Origin of the sequence: Sporofaciens sp. JLR.KK001, assembly GCF_036941055.1 — a bacterium.
Classification (GTDB): domain Bacteria; phylum Bacillota; class Clostridia; order Lachnospirales; family Lachnospiraceae; genus Sporofaciens.
This window is the reverse complement of sequence record NZ_JAYMNO010000001.1, coordinates 1,735,300-1,752,747: the sequence shown is the minus strand read 5'-3', so window position 1 is coordinate 1,752,747 and position 17,448 is coordinate 1,735,300. Positions and strand designations below refer to the sequence as shown.

The window sequence follows — 17,448 nt, the reverse complement described above, 5'->3', positions numbered from 1 at the left end:
GAATAATTGAGATGGTTTTTCAAAGGGGACTGCCGAGAGGGCGGTCCCCTTTCTTACGCAATAGAATAGTTAAATGCTAATCAATCAAGTATTTGAGGGGTTCCGTTTATTTTCGCAAAATGGCAGACGGCGCCGGTTTCTATGATAGCCTGGCCATTGGTGCCTTCTGTGAGTTCGGCTTTTACGGCTTCCGCTTCCGCTTCGGCCGTGAGCACTTCTAATTCTACTTTGTCTGTGTAGACAGAGTCTAAGGTCGTGATCCCTCTCTGGCCTAATATGTATTGGATCTTGCCTAATCCTGTGTATTCTGTCGTGATATGGAGTTTGATTCCTGGAATCCTGGTTATAATTACAGATGAAGCGATACCTGCTTTTGCCGCCGCTGAATAGGCGCGCACTAAGCCGCCGGTTCCAAGCAGGGTTCCGCCGAAGTATCTGGTTACTACGATAAGAGTGTTGCGCAGTTCCTCCCCCTTAATGACTTCCAGGATGGGCTTGCCTGCGGTACCGCCCGGCTCGCCGTCGTCGCTGAAACGTTCAAGCTCCCCGCGCTCCCCGATCACGTATGCGTAACAATTATGCCTTGCATCCCAGTATTTCTTCCTGATCTGCTCAATTATCTGCAAGGCCTCCTCCTCTGACCTGACCGGAGCCGCCGTCGCTATAAAACGGGATTTCTTCTCCACGATCTCTCCTTCGCCGCCTGTATATACTGTCCTGTATTCTGCCGCCATAATACCTTCCTTCCTATGATCCATGATACACGGACCGCTCCGAATACCATGCATGAATATCATCATATGAATTACTATAACGGATTTCTTAAGATTTTCCTACTGAAATATGAAGTTTTTATTTTTTTCTTTATTAAATTACGTTTGTTTGTTATAATAACTTGGTATAAAGGAGGCTTCGCACATGAATTATGGTAAGAAAAAAGCTTCACAAAAGCAAAACCAGATAACGTCTAAGTCCACGATGCAGGGCAAGCGGATCGGTGTACGGCTTTTTAAAGCATTTCTCCTCTGTATGATAGTGGTAGCGGTTGCCGGAGTGGCCGGAGTTGGTATATTTGCCAAGAAGATTATTGACAATACCCCCGAAGTCTCTCCCGACGATGTCAAACCAAAAGGCTTCACTACCTTTGTTTATGCAGATGACGGTACTACAGAGATTGAACGTTTTGTATCCTCAGGTTCCAACCGCGTATACAAATCCATTGACCAGATCCCCAAGGATCTGCAGCATGCTTTTGTTGCCATTGAGGACGAGCGTTTTTATGACCACAACGGAATCGACCTGCAGGGTATTGCCCGTGCGGCGGTAGTCGGAATCACTTCCGGGGATCTGTCACAGGGCGCCAGTACTCTTACCCAGCAGTTGATCAAGAACAATGTCTTCCCTAACTTTGTAAATGAGGAGACCTTATACGACAGGGTCGAACGAAAGCTCCAGGAACAGTTTCTGGCGGTTCAGATTGAGAAACAGATGGACAAGGATACCATCATGGAGAGTTATCTCAACACGATCAACCTTGGGCAGAACTGCCTGGGTGTACAGGCAGCGGCAAAGCGGTATTTCGGTAAGGATGTCAGTGAGTTGACTCTGTCAGAGAGCGCCGTGATTGCCGGGATCACTCAGAGTCCGGGTACTCTGAATCCGATCACGAACCCGGAAGGCAACACAAAGCGGCGTAAGAAGGTATTGGATGATATGCTTGACCAGGGATATATTGATAAAGCTGCTTACGACGAGGCGATGGCTGACGACGTATATTCCAGGATCCAGACTGTCAACAACGCAGTGATCGATGACAGTCCCTACAGTTATTTCGTGGATGCACTCGCAGAACAGGTGATCGATGATCTTCGAAGCCAGCTGGGCTACACAGACACACAAGCCTATAATGCAGTGTACAGCGGCGGTTTGGGTATTTATTCAACCCAGAACCTTGCAATGCAGCAGATCTGCGACGAAGAGATGAACAACGACGCCAACTATCCATATCTGAAGGAATATGGATTAGACTGTGCCGTTACCGTAACCCGCGCAGACGGAACCGTGGAGAACTTCAGTTCCGGTCACATTAAGCAGTATGTAAAGGCTGCTCACGGACGTGAGCAGGGACTTCTCTTCTCAAGCGAAGAGGCTGCACGCGCGATGGTAGAAGAATGGAAGACCACGATCGCCCGGGAAGGCGATACCTATGACGAGGTCATTAATGTTTCACCTCAGCCGCAGGCTTCTGTAACGGTAATTGACCAGACCACCGGACAGATCAAAGCTATGGTAGGCGGCCGCGGTACGAAGGCGACCAGTTTGGGACTGAACAGAGCTTATAGGGGTTCCAAGAGACAACCCGGATCCTGTTTCAAGATCCTTGCAGCATATGCTCCTGCCCTGGATTCCTGCGGCAAGTCACTTGCTACGGTTATCAAGGACGAACCCTACACCTTAAGGAACGGCAATGTCCTTCGTAATGCCAACGGACGTTACGGCGGCGATACCACGATCCGCCGCGCCATCACCTGGTCCATCAACGTGTGTGCAGTTAAACTGAGCGATGAGATCACCCAGCAGCTTGGATTTGACTATTGTGAGAAGTTCGGAATCAGCACCCTCGTCAAGAGCAAGACAACCAGCGCCGGTATATTCAGCGATCTTGACAACCAGACGCTTGCGCTTGGAGGTATCACCGACGGTGTGTATAATTATGAGATGTGCGCCGCATACGCGACCATCGCCAACGGAGGTATCTACAACTCTCCGACACTGTATACCAAGATCCTTGACCATGACGGCAACGTACTCCTGGAAGGAACCGGCGAGACGCGTACTGTCCTGAAGGACAGCACTGCCGCCCTCTTAACCAGCGCGATGCAGGATGTCGTGGATTCCGGTACAGGTACCGCCTGTAGGCTGCCCAACATGCCGGTTGCCGGCAAGACAGGTACGACGACCTCCAACAAGGACCTATGGTTCTGCGGTTTCACACCGTATTATACCTGTGCCGTATGGGGCGGATATGACGACAATAAGGAATGCAACACTGACACGAATTTCCGATTCCGTCTCTGGAGAAGTATCATGAGCAGGATCCACGCGAATCTGCCGCCGAAAGATTTTACCATACCTCCGACTGTGGAGCGCAAGACTGTATGCTCGATCAGCGGGCTGCTTGCAGTATCCGGAAGCTGTCCCGGAGTCACTGAGCTTTTTGCCACGGATATGCTTATGAATGACCGTTGTCCCGGACACAGCTATTACTCGGATGACGATTCTGATTATGAGGAAGAAGGCGATGAGCCGACAGAAGGACCCGATAACGGCGACGGTACCGGCAATGGTAATGGTACCGGCAACGGTGACGGTACCGGCAATGGTGATGGTATCGGCAACAGTGATAATAATACGACTGTCCCTCCGGCATCGGATCCGAATCAGCCAACCGAACCTCCGACAGACCCCGGATCGACAGATATTCCGATAGACAGTGTTATTCCGGGTGTTATACAATAATAATAACCATTAAAAACGGGATGCCCTCTCACAGGCATCCCGTTCTATTTCTAATACACCGAAAAATAAGTTCCTAGCCATATAACGCAGAATGATTTTTCATATGCAAGGCGGAGGAATGAGGCGTAGTGGACGCTACGCCGTCGGCTTGTAGACGCACATCTGACGCAGATATCAAGCACATTATCCACTGTTAATTATGCGATGATGTACTAGTATAATATTTCTATAAGATCAGCTTCGCCGCTCCGCAGATCCCTGCATCATTCCCAAGTTCTGCCAACACAAACTTCGTATCCTTGTTCGCAAAGAATGCCTTCTCCTGAAAATATTTCTCAATATAGCCCAGTAAAATGCTTCCTGCCTTGGAGACTCCGCCGCCGATTACGATCACGGACGGATCTGTCACAGCCGCTATGTTCGCCAATCCATGCCCCAGGTAGGAGGCGAATTCCTCTACGATCTCACCTGCAACCTGATCTCCTTCTTTCAGCGCATCGAATACCGCCTTCGCACTCAGCTCGCCTTCTCTGAGTGAGGACGGACTGTCATCTGCCCCAAGCCTTCTCCCCGCCAATCTGACTACTCCGGTAGCGGAGGCATACATCTCCAGGCATCCCTTGTTCCCGCAGCCGCAGGCTTCCGACTCTTCATAGTTCATGCAGAGGTGCCCGATCTCGCCGCCTGCTCCGTGCGCTCCGATCAAGGGCTGTCCGTTCACGATGATGCCGCCGCCCACACCGGTTCCCAGCGTCACCATGATCAGATTCTTATGACCTCTTCCGGCGCCAAGCCACATCTCGCCAAGAGCCGCCACATTGGCATCGTTGCCGGAAGCCACCTTCATGCCGGTCAGTTCTTCCATCTCGCGGGTCACTTCTTTGTAACCCCATCCGATATTCGCCGAATTCTTTACAATCCCGTTCTCATCCACAGGAGCCGGAAGCCCGATTCCGATTCCTGACACCTGCGCGGTATCCATCTCTCTCTCCTGCATCTTCTCTTTCAGGGATGCCGCGATATCCGGAAGAACCGCTTCTCCCTGATTCTCAGTATGTGTCTTGATCTCCCACTTGTCGACCAGTTCTCCGTCCGTCTTAAACAGACCGATCTTCACCGTAGTCCCTCCGATATCAACGCCAAAACAATACTTCATCTGTCTACCTCCTATTTCTTTGCAAGGTTCTGCTGTACCCTCTTATATAATTCCTGCGCCGCATTATATCCCATCTTCTTCTGACGGTAATTAATGGCAGCCGTCTCAACAATGATCGCAAGATTCCGTCCCGGGCGAATCGGAAGCTGATGGCATACGACCTTATTCCCCAGGAATTCCGTATACTCCTCCTCCAGCCCAAGCCTGTCGTACTTCTTCTCCTTATCCCAGTCCTCCAGTGTAATGACCAGATCAATGTTCTGCGTTGCCCTGACGCTCTGTACACCGTACAGTGTCTTGACATCCACAATGCCGATTCCTCTTAATTCTATAAAATGTCTTGTGATATCCGGCGCCGTTCCGACCAGCGTCTCATCGCTGACCTTGCGAATCTCAACCACATCATCACTGACCAAACGATGTCCTCTCTTGATCAGCTCCAGAGCCGCCTCGCTCTTCCCGATCCCGCTCTCTCCCATGATCAGCACGCCGACACCATATACGTCCACCAGAACACCGTGGATCGAGATACAGGGCGCCAACTGTACATTCAGCCAGCGTATGATCTCGGCCGTGAATTCAGAAGTCTTCTTCTCCGTATTGAACACCGGGATATTCGCCTCCTCAGCCATTTCAAGGAGAAGCTCGCCCGGCTTCATATTCCTTGAAAATACAATACATGGAATCGGATAGGATAACAACTCTCTATAGATCTCCTTCTTGTGTCCCTCATCCATCTTCTCCAGGAACGTGTATTCTACATATCCGATCAACTGAACCCGATCAGAATCAAAATGCTCAAAATATCCTGTAAGCTGCAGAGCCGGACGGTTAATATCCGGAATCCCGATCATCTTATCCGTCAGATCTACATTAGGCGTAAGATTCTTAAGATTCATCTTCTCTACCACTTTCTTTAACTCGACTTTACCTGCCATAACACTCTCCTTTACTCTCACTTTCATCGGTAACCCGATTATACACCAATATATTTATTATACCATATCAGTGAAAAAAGTTATAGACATCCCGGGCAGATTTTTCGTTCATGGAAGGGAGATCCTTCAACTGCTCCACCGTGGCATTCTTGATCGCCTCAATATTCTCAAAATGTCTCATCAGATCCTTCCTCCTGGCTGGTCCTACCCCCGGGATATCGTCCAGCATGGAATGTACCTGATTCTTCCCCCGAAGCTGCCTGTGGAATGTAATCGCGAATCTGTGAGCTTCATCCTGTATCCTGGTGATCAGCCGGAAGCACTCTGAATTTCGGTCGATCGGAAGCTCCATATTCTGGTAGTACAGCCCGCGGGTCCTGTGATTATCGTCCTTGACCATACCGCAGACAGGAATATTAATCCGAAGCTTTTCTAATACCTTAAGCGCCACATTCACCTGTCCCTTTCCTCCATCCATAAGAAGCAGATCCGGAAATGCTGTAAAGCCGCCCATTTCCTTGCCTTCCTCCTGCTCGCGTATTCCATGCTCAAATCTTCTGGTCAGCACCTCTTCCATACTTGCGTAATCATCCGCTCCCTGGACGCCTTTGATCTTAAACTTGCGGTAATCATTGCGCTTCGGCTTTCCCCTTTCATATACTACCATGGAACCTACGGAAGCAAATCCATTCGTATTGGAGATATCGAACGCCTCCATCCGCACGATCCCGCTAAGTCCAAGCATCTTCTCAAGTTCCTTGACCGCGCCGATGGTTCTTCCCTCCTCCCGTTTCAGTCGTTCCCTGTCCGTATTCAATACCATAGAAGCATTCTTCGCCGCAAGCTCCACCAGCTTCTCTTTCGTTCCCTTCTTTGGAACCCTTAAGTGTACACGGTGCCCCCGTCTCTTAGACAGCCATTCTTCAATGAGCTCCATATCCTCCACTTCCTCCGGAAGCATGATCTTTGCAGGTATATACGGCGTCCCCGCATAGAACTGCTTGATGAAGCTAGATAAGATCTCTCTCTCGTCCTCACCTTTCGTGATCTTCAGGTAGAAATGATCCCTTCCGATCAGCCTTCCGCCGCGGATGAAGAACACCTGGACCACTGCGTCCTCTTCATCAATCGCCGCCGCAAGAATATCCCTGTCGTCGCCTGCCGTATCCGTGATCTTCTGCTTCTGCGCAATCTTCCTGACGCTGGTAAGCAATTCCCGGTACTCAATGGCCTTCTCGAACTCAAGCGCCTCCGAAGCCTCCGTCATCATCCCCTCCAATTCCTTCAGGATCACATCATAATTCCCATTCAGGAAATGCACCACCTCCTGGATAGACTTCCGGTATTCCTCCTGGGAAATATACCCCTGGCACGGCGCTTTGCACTGATGGATATGGTAATTCAGACAAGGTCTTTCCTTACCGATATCCCTGGGAAGCTTCCGGCTGCAGCTTCGGATATTGTATAACTTGCGTATCAATTCTATGGTATCCTTCACCGCCCCGGCGCTGGTATAAGGACCAAAGTACCGTGACTTATCCTTTGCCATCCTTCTTGCTACCATCACCCTGGGGAACGGCTCATCCACCGTCACTTTGATAAACGGATAAGTCTTATCATCCATCAGCATGGTGTTATACTTCGGCCTGTGCTCCTTGATCAGATTACATTCCAGCACCAACGCTTCCAGCTCAGAATCTGTAACAATATACTCAAAACGGACGATATGGGTCACCATCTGTTCAATCTTGACACCTTTATTCCGGCTGCTCTGGAAATACTGCCGCACCCGGTTCTTAAGGCTGATTGCTTTCCCCACATAGATGATATCATCCCGTTCATCATGCATGATATACACCCCGGGCTTCCCCGGCAGTTTTTTCAATTCTTCCTGAATGTCAAACATGGTTTTATCTCCTTGTCCTCGTAATTTGTTGCGCAATATCATAAAAAGCCTGGAAATCCGTTCAGACTCCCAGGCTCTAACTTCATCGGACGACAGTCCGCCCGCCCCGCGGAGCATATATCACAGGATGCCCTTGGGGTAACTATTATGACTCTTCTATCGAATTCAGAGTGATCTGCTCTCTGGCTTCGCCTAGGATATCCTCAGTTTCTTCCGGATTCTCCCCGGTCTCAACCGGATTCATGGCGATACGCTCTTCGGTCTTCTCCTTCTTCTTCTCGGGGTCGATCCCTTCTGTCTCATGGAAGATCTCCATGAATTCCTTCCCGGTGATCGTCTCCTTCTCAATCAGATATGCCGCGATCTTATCCAGTGATTTACGATGTTCACTGAGAAGCTTCTTCGCCGTCTCATAAGATTCCTTCAGGATCCTCATAACCTCTTGGTCAATCTCCGAGGCAGTCTCCTGCCCGCAGTTCGCCACCGGTCTTCCGTCCAGGTAACGGTTCTGAATAGATTCTAATCCGATCAGGCCAAACTTCTCGCTCATACCATACTGGGTGACCATCGCCCTTGCCACCTTGGTCGCCTTCTCAATATCATTGGATGCACCTGTGGTGACCGTATCGAACACGATCTCCTCCGCCGCGCGTCCTGCAAGCATTCCTACCAGCATCGCGTGAAGCTCCTTCTTGGTGTTCAGGAACTTCTCTTCCTCCGGTGTCTGCATAACATAACCAAGCGCCCCCATCGTTCTTGGCACGATCGTGATCTTCTGCACCGGTTCCGCATCCTTCTGAAGCGCACTCACCAACGCATGGCCGACCTCGTGGTAGGATACGATCTTCCGCTCCTCCTGGCTCATGATACGATCCTTCTTCTCCTTACCCACCAGTACAACTTCCACTGCTTCAAAAAGATCTGACTGCGACACCGCTGTCCGCCCGTTCTTCACGGCATTGATCGCCGCTTCATTGATCATATTGGCAAGGTCTGAACCTACCGCACCGCTCGTTGCCAGCGCGATCGCTTCCAGATCCACCGTCTCATCCATGCGCACATCCTTGGAATGCACCTTCAGGACATCCACCCTTCCCTTGAGATCCGGCTTCTCTACTACGATCCTCCGGTCGAACCGTCCCGGACGCAAGAGAGCCGGATCCAGGATCTCCGGACGGTTCGTAGCGGCAAGAAGCACCAGTCCCTTATTGCTCTCGAATCCATCCATCTCCGCCAAGAGCTGATTCAACGTCTGCTCTCTCTCGTCGTTGCTTCCAAGCTGGTTGTCACGGCTCTTGCCGATCGCGTCGATCTCGTCGATAAATATGATACAGGGCGCCATCTGCTGTGCCTGCTTGAACAGGTCACGGACTCTGGACGCTCCCACGCCTACATACATCTCCACAAATGCCGAACCGCTTAAGGAAAAGAACGGTACGTTCGCCTCTCCTGCCACGGCCTTTGCAAGCAAGGTCTTACCAGTACCAGGCGGCCCCACCAGAAGCGCTCCCTTGGGAAGCTTCGCACCTACGCTGGTATATTTGCCTGGATTATGCAGGAAATCCACCACCTCCTGCAGGGATTCCTTCGCCTCGTCCTGTCCTGCCACATCCTTGAACGTCACACCGGTCTGCTTCTCGACATACATCTTGGCATTGCTTCTGCCGATTCCCATCATCCCGCCGCCCTTGGACATCTTCCTGGTCATCCACACAAATACGCCTACCAATAAGAAGACCGGAAGAAGTGCGAACAAGGTCTGCGCGATAATGGCGGATGTGGTATCCGGAATCTGCTGGCCAAACTTGACATCTGCCTTCTCCAGGCGTTCCGCGAGAGAATCATCCCTCACAACACCGGTATAATATTCCTTGGCAATCTTCTGCCCCTTCTCCTTCTTCTCCGTTATGACGATCCTGCTGCTCTGGATCACCACTTCTTCGACCTTACCGTCGTCCACCATCTCAAGGAATTCATCATAACTGATCTCATTGTCACTGCCCGCTCCCTGGAAGCGGAACAGCGCCATCACCATTATCATCGTGACCACGGTCACCAAAATGATAAAGGACAGCCCTTGCTTGTTATTTCTATTATTATTTCGATTGGGGTTATTATTCTGGTTGTCCATTTTTTTCCTCCTGTACTTCCCTTCCATTATACGGACAGCCTACCTAGAAATCAATAAAAACATTACGAAAGATTGATTTTTTAGGCTTGTATCAGGTTTATTTTATGTTTTTTATATAATTTTTACAATTCCCCTTGTTCTGATAATAAGCAATCAATGAATAAATACACACAATAATAATCCAAATCCCAATTCCCAACAAAAATACAAGATCGTCGTTCGGCACAAACAAAGCAAGCAAACACTGAATAAGCCCAAAAGGAATTGCCGTGTACCCGGCAAATCTATGCGTTTTTTGCCAGCATAGTTTATCTTTTAGAATCCAAGGCAATTTAAACCCAATCCGGCTGCGATAAGGCATTTGCGGCAAGAAATTACCGACTAATACCATTAAGCCCCCCACGATAAGCACAATACCTTTCATGTAATTCATTTGCAAACCGCAATACTTAGCTATCGTGACAAAATAGAAAAGAAAAATTCCAAGTCCAAAGAGGTTAATTACAGTCAGAGTAATATCATTTCTCACTTCATTGTCGTTTTGGGAGATTTTGTGAGGAAAAAAGGCTGCAATAGCCAACGCAAGGAAAATAACAGAACAAATCCCTATAAAAACCCCACGGGAAGGACTTTGCATAAACAAAGGTATTTCGCCGGGAAGGTATTTAAAGCATAAGGCTGTCCCTGCAATGAATATAATCAAGAATATCATATTCAGACTTCTATATAGTTTCATTCTCGTTTCCCTCTTTTCCTGTCGATTTATTTGTATCAAAAAACTCTAAAAATGCGCCTAAAGTTGTCTGCAATACAGAAGCATTAAGAGAATAAGTAACGGACATCCCCGTCCGTTCGCCTGTCACTAACCTTGCTTCTTTCAAAATATCAAGGTGTTTTGATATGGCGGGCTTTGAGATCGTAAAGTTTTCAGAGATTTCCTTCGCCGTCATATCACCATCTGCGAGCAGCTTTAGGATCTGCCGTCTGGTATCATCAGATAGAGCTTTGAATACAGTAGTCATCTAACCCCATCTCCTTTCCACATAATACTGTATTCATTTTTTCTTGTGTGTAAATTGATGGTAAATCAAATACGGAACAGGTGTAAACAGCAGGACAAAATACTTACTTGCATACCAGCCTGCCTCTCCGTTCACATCAAAATGGAAGGGTATCTTGTCTGGAAGGAACAATGTTGCCACAAACAATATGACAAAGGTTCCAATCAATAACGCTGCCGGGATCATTTTCTTCTTACTCATAGCTTCTTCCTCCTTTTGATTGACTGACATATTTTGAAAGATCACTCTTGATGAGACGCAATTCCTTTACACACAAGTAAAATTAGAATACATACACTGCACAATAAAAAGGTTATCACGCCTCCGGCAGCGAACCCGTTCTGAAGCATTTTTGCCGCCGCATAGAAATACCCTGTTGAAACTGCGATACAAAGCAAAACAGACAAAACCACATTAACATTTTGCTTGATTGCTTCTGTTTCATTTGTCCATTCCAATTTTGGACGTTTCATGTCGATAAATACTCCGATCAAGTTCCATAGCGCTGCAAATAATATACCAACGAAAGAGATTACTCCAATCTGGATAAAACTATAGTTAAAGTAGATCTTGAATATTAAGCAATTAATGATAATCCCCATAATCGAGATACTTGTAGAAAACAGAACTTTCACAAACGCTTGCTGCTTTAATGGATACGGAATGATCTTCGTGATCCAAAAACTTGCCCCCTCTCTGGAAAAACTGCTTGAAGCCACTGCATTGATTGCGGATGTAAGTACAATTACCGCAAGCGCAGACAGTACCGCATAAAAGGAAAATTCCGGGGCTGACACCAAGGCTCTTATTTGTTCTATACTCTCTGCGTCTGCACTGATCCGAAAAGACAGCGTCAATAAAAAGGGGGTAATAAAAATCCCAAACAATCCGTTTATGACATACGCCGGATCACGGAAAAAAGTTTGATACTCTTTCTTAAAATAGCTTCTCAGCTTTGACGACGAGTTGTATTCCATTGCCTTTGAGCGAATCCGTCCCTCTTTATAAATGGCATATTTCTTTCCGATCACAAGATTACTCAAATAGTAGTATCCGCAGATAAACACAGCGGCAAGTATGATGCAGAATAGTTTTATTCCTGGATGAAGACGGATATACGCGTCTCGTTCTGCGCCTATTTGTCCATTTGATAATAGAACGCCGATCATTCCGCCTGCAAAATACACTATGATTCCTGTGACTGCCAGCATTGTCCTCCTACGTTTCAGAAGCATGGCAATTTTCAAGCATATTGTCACAAGAACCGCCAAAGGGAACACAACAATATGAGGCAGTATCGCTGCCGCAGAGATATATGTAAGTATCACAGAAATGTCTCCCATATAGTGCATTTGGATGATACACACCGGAAGCAGCAGTATAATTTCAATCCCATAGCAAAACAAGATTACTGTAATGTACTTACTTGTAAAAATGTCGCATGGCCTCACTGGAAACAGCAGCAAGTGTTCTATATCCTTTGAAAAGCAAAAAATATTTATCAGCAGGAAGGCGCCTGCTATCGAGAGTATCATCGCCGCTGCAAACAGTGTAAGCCGGCAAAACAAAGCTCCCAGACCCAGCCTGGAAAGTCCATCATAAAGCCGCCCAAGCATTTGAAAATAATAGTAATAGAACACGCCTATCATACTTAAAACAAAGCAAGTCAGCACAATAAAGTAGGTATCAGGGCGTTCTTTTAACTTATACCGAAAATTCAAAAAGCTGAAATTGATCTTACTTATTGTTTTGCTTAATTGAAAAACCTTTCTCCATCGGTACATCATTAACCACCTCCATATAAATATCCTCCAAAGAAGCATCGGAAGGATTCCCTCGAAGCTCGATTGTCTTCTTAATCGTTCCTGCCTGCATGATAACAATTTTATCACACAAATTCTCACAAATTTCCAATATGTGAGATGAAAACAGGACAGATTTTCCGCAGGCCGCTCTGGATCGAATCAATTCCTTTAAGACCCCAACAGCTTCTACATCCAGTCCCGTCATTGGCTCATCTAACACCCAAAGCAGGGGATCATTAACCAGGGATGCAATAATAGCAATTTTTTGCTTTGTCCCATGAGATAACCTTTTAACAGGGCTATTCAGATATTTTTCAACCTGAAATGCTTCTATCAGCGGAATATAAATTTTACCTCTTGTTTCAGAAGATACTTCGTACATATCTGCTATAAAATTCAAATATTCCTTTCCCGTAAGATTGTTGTATATATCGTGGCTGTCAGAAACATAGTTAATTCGTTTCTTGTATTGCATGGGATGTAGATACAGCGAGTAGTTACCAAGGCAGATAGTGCCTTTTTCAAGCGGCAGCAGCCCCAGAATCAGCTTTAAGGCTGTAGTTTTCCCAACTCCGTTCTTCCCTAACAGGCCAGCGATCTCTCCATCTAATACGGAAAAAGTAAGATCGGTCAGCACAGGTACATGAGGTTGATAATGAAAAGACAGGCCGGATACTTCTAACAAAGAGAACACCCCTTTCACAGCTTTTAACCATTTAGTTAATTGGTTGTTTATAATATAGCACCGGATCTGAGAAATGTCAATACATACCTCCTTTGCCCTCATGAATTGCCTTTCCATTCTCTGTCTCCTTTCTTTCTGGTACCTCTCAGTCTCGCCGATCAGCTCCATGATCTCCTGGTTACGCTTCAGGAAGTCTTCGCTTCCCACTCCCAGGCGTTTCTCTTCCTGTGCTACGAAATCATCCATCATTGTCTTAAATTCTTCCTGTTTAATTCTGTCAATTCTCATGTTTGAACACCTCCATATTAAGTTTTAGCTTTACTTTTATTTACATGATATTGTAAAATAAAAAAGGAAAATCTATGGAAAAAGAAAAGACAACAGGCGAATTAATTAAGTTAGCACGAAAAAAAGCAGGACTTACACAAGCTGAATTGGGAGAAAAATTAGGAATAACCCCTGCAGCAATAAGCCAATTTGAAAAGCCGAATCATTGTATTCTTTTGATATGGCAAGTGAAGAATTAGAAAAAATTATTAATCAAAAAGAAGAGCGTCTTGCAGGACGAATGGTACATTGACAATAATATACTTACCCAGGGAGCCGAAGGGGCGATATGCCAGCCGCCGGACGAAAGAAAGGAGGCTGGTGCTTATGGTTACATATTCGGATTTAATCCAATTTGTGATTATGCTTTGCGCCGTGATCACTCTTGTTGTTTATATCACACGCAAAAAATAGCGCCCTCGGTCTGGTAAACTAAGGCGCTACTTTTGTAAAACCATTTTACCGGCGGCTAGGCTGCATCTAGCTTTCGGCTCTCTTGTTAAGTATATTATAGTCAATCTCTCCAAATATGTCAAATACTATCCTTTCATTTCAAAACCGCTACCACGCGCACAGATGAAAGGAAGATGATAGAACGCCTGGGGCATGAAGATGTAAAAATGACCATGAACACGTATTCGCATCTTTTCCACTCTCTTTTAATTCCATAAAACATTATGAAAAGATTGTAAACTCCCCATATTCTGTAGTATACTTTGAATAGTGATGCTTATGCCCCAATACGGCATATTTACCTGAAAAAACAAAAGGGGAATAACAGATGAAAACAGGATTTGACAACGAAAAATATCTTAAAATGCAGTCAGAACACATTCGTGAGCGTATCGAGCAGTTCGGTCAGAAATTATACCTGGAGTTCGGAGGCAAATTATTCGATGACTTCCATGCTTCCAGAGTTCTTCCGGGCTTCCAGCCAGACAGCAAATTACGGATGCTGAAGCAATTATCCGACCAGGCCGAGATCATCATTGCCATCAGCGCGGATGATATCGAGAAGAATAAGGTCCGCGGAGATCTGGGGATCACTTATGATTCTGACGTCCTCCGCCTGATCTCCGCTTATCAGGCCCAGGGCCTATATGTCGGAAGCGTTGTGATCACCAAATACAGCAGCCAGGAGGGCGCCGTGCTCTTCAAGACCCGTCTGGAGAAGCTCGGGATCCGCGTATACCGCCACTATGTGATTCCCGGATATCCTTCCAACGTCCCTTACATCGTAAGCGACGAGGGCTACGGCAAGAACGATTATATTGAGACCTCGCGCCCCTTAGCCGTCGTCACCGCGCCGGGTCCCGGAAGCGGCAAGATGGCAGTCTGCCTCTCTCAGCTGTACCAGGAGCACAGACGCGGGATCTCCGCCGGCTATGCCAAGTTCGAGACATTTCCGATCTGGAACATTCCGCTGAAGCATCCGGTGAACTTAGCTTATGAGGCGGCAACCGCGGACCTCAACGATATCAACATGATCGATCCCTTCCATCTGGAAGCCTACGGAGAGACTACAGTCAACTACAACCGCGACGTAGAGATCTTCCCGGTCCTTAACGCCATGTTCCAGCGGATCTATGGGGAAAGCCCCTACAAATCTCCTACAGATATGGGAGTGAATATGGCCGGAAACTGTATCTGCGATGACGAGGCGTGCAAGGCGGCTTCCTGCCAAGAGATCCTAAGGCGGTATTATAATTCTCTGCAGCGGCTTCTGTTTGGTACATGCTCTGACACAGAGGTCATGAAGATCGAGATGCTCATGAACCAGGCACAGATCACGGTTCATGACCGCCCTGTTGTGGATGTGGCCTTAGCCCGCGCCGCAGAGACGGACGGACCGGCGGCAGCGCTCCAGCTTCACGACGGACGCATTATCACCGGCAAGACCTCGAACCTTCTGGGGGCTTCTGCCGCCCTTCTGCTGAATGCATTGAAAGAACTGGCAGAGATCGACCACAGACGGCACGTGATCTCTCCGGAAGCCATCGAACCGATCCAGAAGCTTAAGACGCTCTATCAGGGAAGCAAGAATCCAAGGCTTCATACGGATGAAGTCCTGATCGCCCTGTCTGTCAGCGCAGCAACCGATCCTACCGCTCAATTGGCTCTGGATCAGCTTCCTCTGTTAAGAGGCTGCCAGGCCCATACTTCTGTTATGGTCAGCTCTGTCGATATGAAACAATTCAAGAAATTATCGATCCAGGCGACTTTTGAAGCAAAATATGAAAAAAATCCTGTATTTTTTAACGAAATGGGTGTATAATTCATAGATATTTTTTTAACAGAAGGAGGACACTATGGCAGTTAAATATGTATTTGTGACAGGCGGTGTGGTATCAGGACTTGGCAAGGGGATTACAGCGGCCTCTCTCGGACGACTCTTAAAAGCCCGGGGATACACTGTAACCATGCAGAAGTTCGACCCTTACATCAACATCGACCCCGGTACCATGAACCCGGTACAGCACGGCGAGGTCTTCGTGACCGACGACGGCGCAGAGACGGATCTGGATCTGGGGCATTATGAACGTTTTATCGATGAGAGTCTGGGCAAGAATTCCAACGTCACCACCGGGAAGATCTACTGGTCCGTTCTGCAGAAGGAACGCCGGGGGGATTTCGGCGGCGGAACCGTTCAGGTGATCCCGCATATCACCAACGAGATTAAGGACCGTTTCTACCGCAATCCTGCCGCAGAACATACAGAGATTGCCATTATCGAAGTCGGCGGAACCGTCGGCGATATCGAGAGCCAGCCCTTCCTGGAGGCCATCCGGCAGTTCCAGCACGAGAAAGGCCATGAGAATGTGATCCTGATCCATGTGACCCTGATCCCCTACCTGCGTGCCTCACAGGAGATGAAGACGAAGCCTACCCAGGCCAGCGTCAAAGACCTGCAGGGGATGGGAATCTGGCCGGACATCCTGGTGTGCCGTTCCGAATATCCTCTGAGCATCGGAATCCGGGATAAGATCGCACTCTTCTGCAACGTACCGGCCACCCGCGTACTGCAGAACCTAGATGTCGAATATCTGTACGAAGCTCCTCTTGCAATGGAAGAAGAACATCTTGCAGAGGTGGTCTGTGAATGCCTTCATCTCGGCTGTCCGGCTCCGGATCTTGCGGACTGGACGGAGATGGTCGAATATCTGAAGCATCCCAACACCGAGATCACCGTCGCCCTGGTCGGCAAATACATTCAGCTCCACGACGCCTACATCAGCGTCGTGGAAGCCTTGAAGCACGGCGGCATCTTCAGCCGCGCGACTGTCAATATCAGATGGATCGATTCTGAGACTCTGACCGCGGACAACATCGCAGAACAACTCCAGGGCGTCTGCGGAATCCTGGTACCCGGAGGCTTTGGCTCCCGCGGGATCGACGGCAAGCTTGCCGCCATCCACTATGCACGCACCAACGGCATCCCATTCTTAGGCCTGTGCCTGGGCATGCAGCTTGCGATCGTAGAATTTGCACGAAATGTTCTGGGCTACAACGACGCCCACAGTGCTGAACTCAATCCGCATACCACGTATCCGGTCATTCATATCCTGCCGGAGCAGATCGGCGTGGAGGATATCGGCGGAACCTTAAGACTGGGCGCCTATCCCTGTATCTTAGACGATACTTCCAAAGCTTATGAGATGTACGGCAAGAAAGAGATCAGCGAACGGCACCGCCACCGCTACGAGGTCAACAATGATTACCGCGAGAAGCTTACCGCCCACGGGATGAAGCTCTCCGGCCTCTCCCCGGACGGCAGGATCGTAGAGATGATCGAGATCCCGGATCACCCCTGGTTTATCGCAACCCAGGCGCATCCGGAATTAAAATCCCGACCCAACCGCCCGCATCCATTGTTCAAGGGATTCATAGAAGCGGCGTTAGATTACCGGGATTGCAGATAG

Annotated in this window: 14 protein-coding genes; 4 read left to right on the top strand and 10 right to left on the bottom strand. The window is 48.0% G+C overall.

All coding sequences use genetic code 11. From position 1 onward, the window contains the following. Positions 1-80 precede the first annotated feature (80 nt). Positions 81-734: a YigZ family protein gene (locus VSQ62_RS09270; RefSeq protein ID WP_334634495.1), complete on the bottom strand. Its 654-nt coding sequence runs from the start codon at positions 732-734 to the stop codon at positions 81-83. A 184-nt stretch (positions 735-918) separates the two neighbouring features. Between VSQ62_RS09270 and VSQ62_RS09265 the strand changes: the two genes are divergently transcribed. Continuing rightward, positions 919-3,519, top strand: coding sequence for a transglycosylase domain-containing protein (locus tag VSQ62_RS09265; RefSeq protein ID WP_334634494.1), 2,601 nt, complete (start codon positions 919-921; stop codon positions 3,517-3,519). Between the two features lie 226 nt (positions 3,520-3,745). On the opposite strand, the gene VSQ62_RS09260 is transcribed toward VSQ62_RS09265, so the two are convergent. The 9 genes from VSQ62_RS09260 to VSQ62_RS09220 form a co-directional block, all read right to left on the bottom strand. Further along, complete coding sequence (locus VSQ62_RS09260; protein WP_334634492.1) at positions 3,746-4,675, bottom strand: ROK family glucokinase; 930 nt, start codon at positions 4,673-4,675, stop codon at positions 3,746-3,748. An 11-nt stretch (positions 4,676-4,686) separates the two neighbouring features. Beyond that, complete coding sequence (hprK, locus tag VSQ62_RS09255; protein WP_334634491.1) at positions 4,687-5,613, bottom strand: HPr(Ser) kinase/phosphatase; 927 nt, start codon at positions 5,611-5,613, stop codon at positions 4,687-4,689. A 67-nt stretch (positions 5,614-5,680) separates the two neighbouring features. Further along, positions 5,681-7,519, bottom strand: coding sequence for an excinuclease ABC subunit UvrC (gene uvrC / locus VSQ62_RS09250; RefSeq protein ID WP_334634490.1), 1,839 nt, complete (start codon positions 7,517-7,519; stop codon positions 5,681-5,683). A gap of 145 nt (positions 7,520-7,664) precedes the next feature. After that, entirely contained in the window at positions 7,665-9,650 is a 1,986-nt protein-coding gene (gene ftsH, locus VSQ62_RS09245; protein WP_334634489.1) for an ATP-dependent zinc metalloprotease FtsH, read from the bottom strand. 97 nt (positions 9,651-9,747) lie between these two features. Further along, the gene (locus VSQ62_RS09240; protein WP_334634488.1) at positions 9,748-10,386 is read right to left on the bottom strand and encodes an SdpI family protein; all 639 of its coding nucleotides are present in this window, start codon (positions 10,384-10,386) and stop codon (positions 9,748-9,750) included. Further along, positions 10,373-10,672, bottom strand: a complete 300-nt coding sequence (locus tag VSQ62_RS09235) for an autorepressor SdpR family transcription factor (protein WP_172498569.1) — start codon at positions 10,670-10,672, stop codon at positions 10,373-10,375. The genes VSQ62_RS09240 and VSQ62_RS09235 overlap by 14 nt, the downstream gene beginning before the upstream one ends. 33 nt (positions 10,673-10,705) lie before the next feature. Further along, positions 10,706-10,912 carry a DUF1648 domain-containing protein gene (locus VSQ62_RS09230; protein ID WP_334634486.1) on the bottom strand — a complete coding sequence of 69 codons (207 nt, stop codon included), beginning with the start codon at positions 10,910-10,912 and terminating at the stop codon, positions 10,706-10,708. A gap of 41 nt (positions 10,913-10,953) precedes the next feature. Further along, complete coding sequence (locus VSQ62_RS09225; RefSeq protein WP_334634485.1) at positions 10,954-12,498, bottom strand: permease-like membrane multi-spanning protein; 1,545 nt, start codon at positions 12,496-12,498, stop codon at positions 10,954-10,956. Beyond that, the gene (locus VSQ62_RS09220) at positions 12,449-13,489 is read right to left on the bottom strand and encodes an ABC transporter ATP-binding protein (RefSeq protein WP_334634484.1); all 1,041 of its coding nucleotides are present in this window, start codon (positions 13,487-13,489) and stop codon (positions 12,449-12,451) included. The genes VSQ62_RS09225 and VSQ62_RS09220 overlap by 50 nt, the downstream gene beginning before the upstream one ends. A 74-nt stretch (positions 13,490-13,563) precedes the next feature. On the opposite strand from VSQ62_RS09220, the gene VSQ62_RS09215 reads away from it, so the two are divergent. The 3 genes from VSQ62_RS09215 (at position 13,564) to pyrG (ending at position 17,448) form a co-directional block, all read left to right on the top strand. Continuing rightward, a complete protein-coding gene (locus VSQ62_RS09215) occupies positions 13,564-13,728 on the top strand; it encodes a helix-turn-helix domain-containing protein (RefSeq protein ID WP_334634483.1) in 165 nt (54 codons plus the stop codon). A gap of 581 nt (positions 13,729-14,309) precedes the next feature. Next, positions 14,310-15,803: a DUF1846 domain-containing protein gene (locus VSQ62_RS09210; protein WP_334634482.1), complete on the top strand. Its 1,494-nt coding sequence runs from the start codon at positions 14,310-14,312 to the stop codon at positions 15,801-15,803. Positions 15,804-15,837: 34 nt separating this feature from the next. Beyond that, positions 15,838-17,448: a CTP synthase gene (gene pyrG, locus VSQ62_RS09205; RefSeq protein ID WP_334634481.1), complete on the top strand. Its 1,611-nt coding sequence runs from the start codon at positions 15,838-15,840 to the stop codon at positions 17,446-17,448.

Excerpts from the sequence above, each read along its gene's own strand:
- VSQ62_RS09270 (WP_334634495.1), bottom strand. The coding sequence starts at position 734 with ATGGCGGCAGAATACAGGACAGTATATACAGGCGGCGAAGGAGAGATC.
- VSQ62_RS09265 (WP_334634494.1), top strand. The coding sequence starts at position 919 with ATGAATTATGGTAAGAAAAAAGCTTCACAAAAGCAAAACCAGATAACG.
- VSQ62_RS09260 (WP_334634492.1), bottom strand. The coding sequence starts at position 4,675 with ATGAAGTATTGTTTTGGCGTTGATATCGGAGGGACTACGGTGAAGATC.
- hprK (WP_334634491.1), bottom strand. The coding sequence starts at position 5,613 with ATGGCAGGTAAAGTCGAGTTAAAGAAAGTGGTAGAGAAGATGAATCTT.
- uvrC (WP_334634490.1), bottom strand. The coding sequence starts at position 7,519 with ATGTTTGACATTCAGGAAGAATTGAAAAAACTGCCGGGGAAGCCCGGG.
- ftsH (WP_334634489.1), bottom strand. The coding sequence starts at position 9,650 with ATGGACAACCAGAATAATAACCCCAATCGAAATAATAATAGAAATAAC.
- VSQ62_RS09240 (WP_334634488.1), bottom strand. The coding sequence starts at position 10,386 with ATGAAACTATATAGAAGTCTGAATATGATATTCTTGATTATATTCATT.
- VSQ62_RS09235 (WP_172498569.1), bottom strand. The coding sequence starts at position 10,672 with ATGACTACTGTATTCAAAGCTCTATCTGATGATACCAGACGGCAGATC.
- VSQ62_RS09230 (WP_334634486.1), bottom strand. The coding sequence starts at position 10,912 with ATGAGTAAGAAGAAAATGATCCCGGCAGCGTTATTGATTGGAACCTTT.
- VSQ62_RS09225 (WP_334634485.1), bottom strand. The coding sequence starts at position 12,498 with ATGATGTACCGATGGAGAAAGGTTTTTCAATTAAGCAAAACAATAAGT.
- VSQ62_RS09220 (WP_334634484.1), bottom strand. The coding sequence starts at position 13,489 with ATGAGAATTGACAGAATTAAACAGGAAGAATTTAAGACAATGATGGAT.
- VSQ62_RS09215 (WP_334634483.1), top strand. The coding sequence starts at position 13,564 with ATGGAAAAAGAAAAGACAACAGGCGAATTAATTAAGTTAGCACGAAAA.
- VSQ62_RS09210 (WP_334634482.1), top strand. The coding sequence starts at position 14,310 with ATGAAAACAGGATTTGACAACGAAAAATATCTTAAAATGCAGTCAGAA.
- pyrG (WP_334634481.1), top strand. The coding sequence starts at position 15,838 with ATGGCAGTTAAATATGTATTTGTGACAGGCGGTGTGGTATCAGGACTT.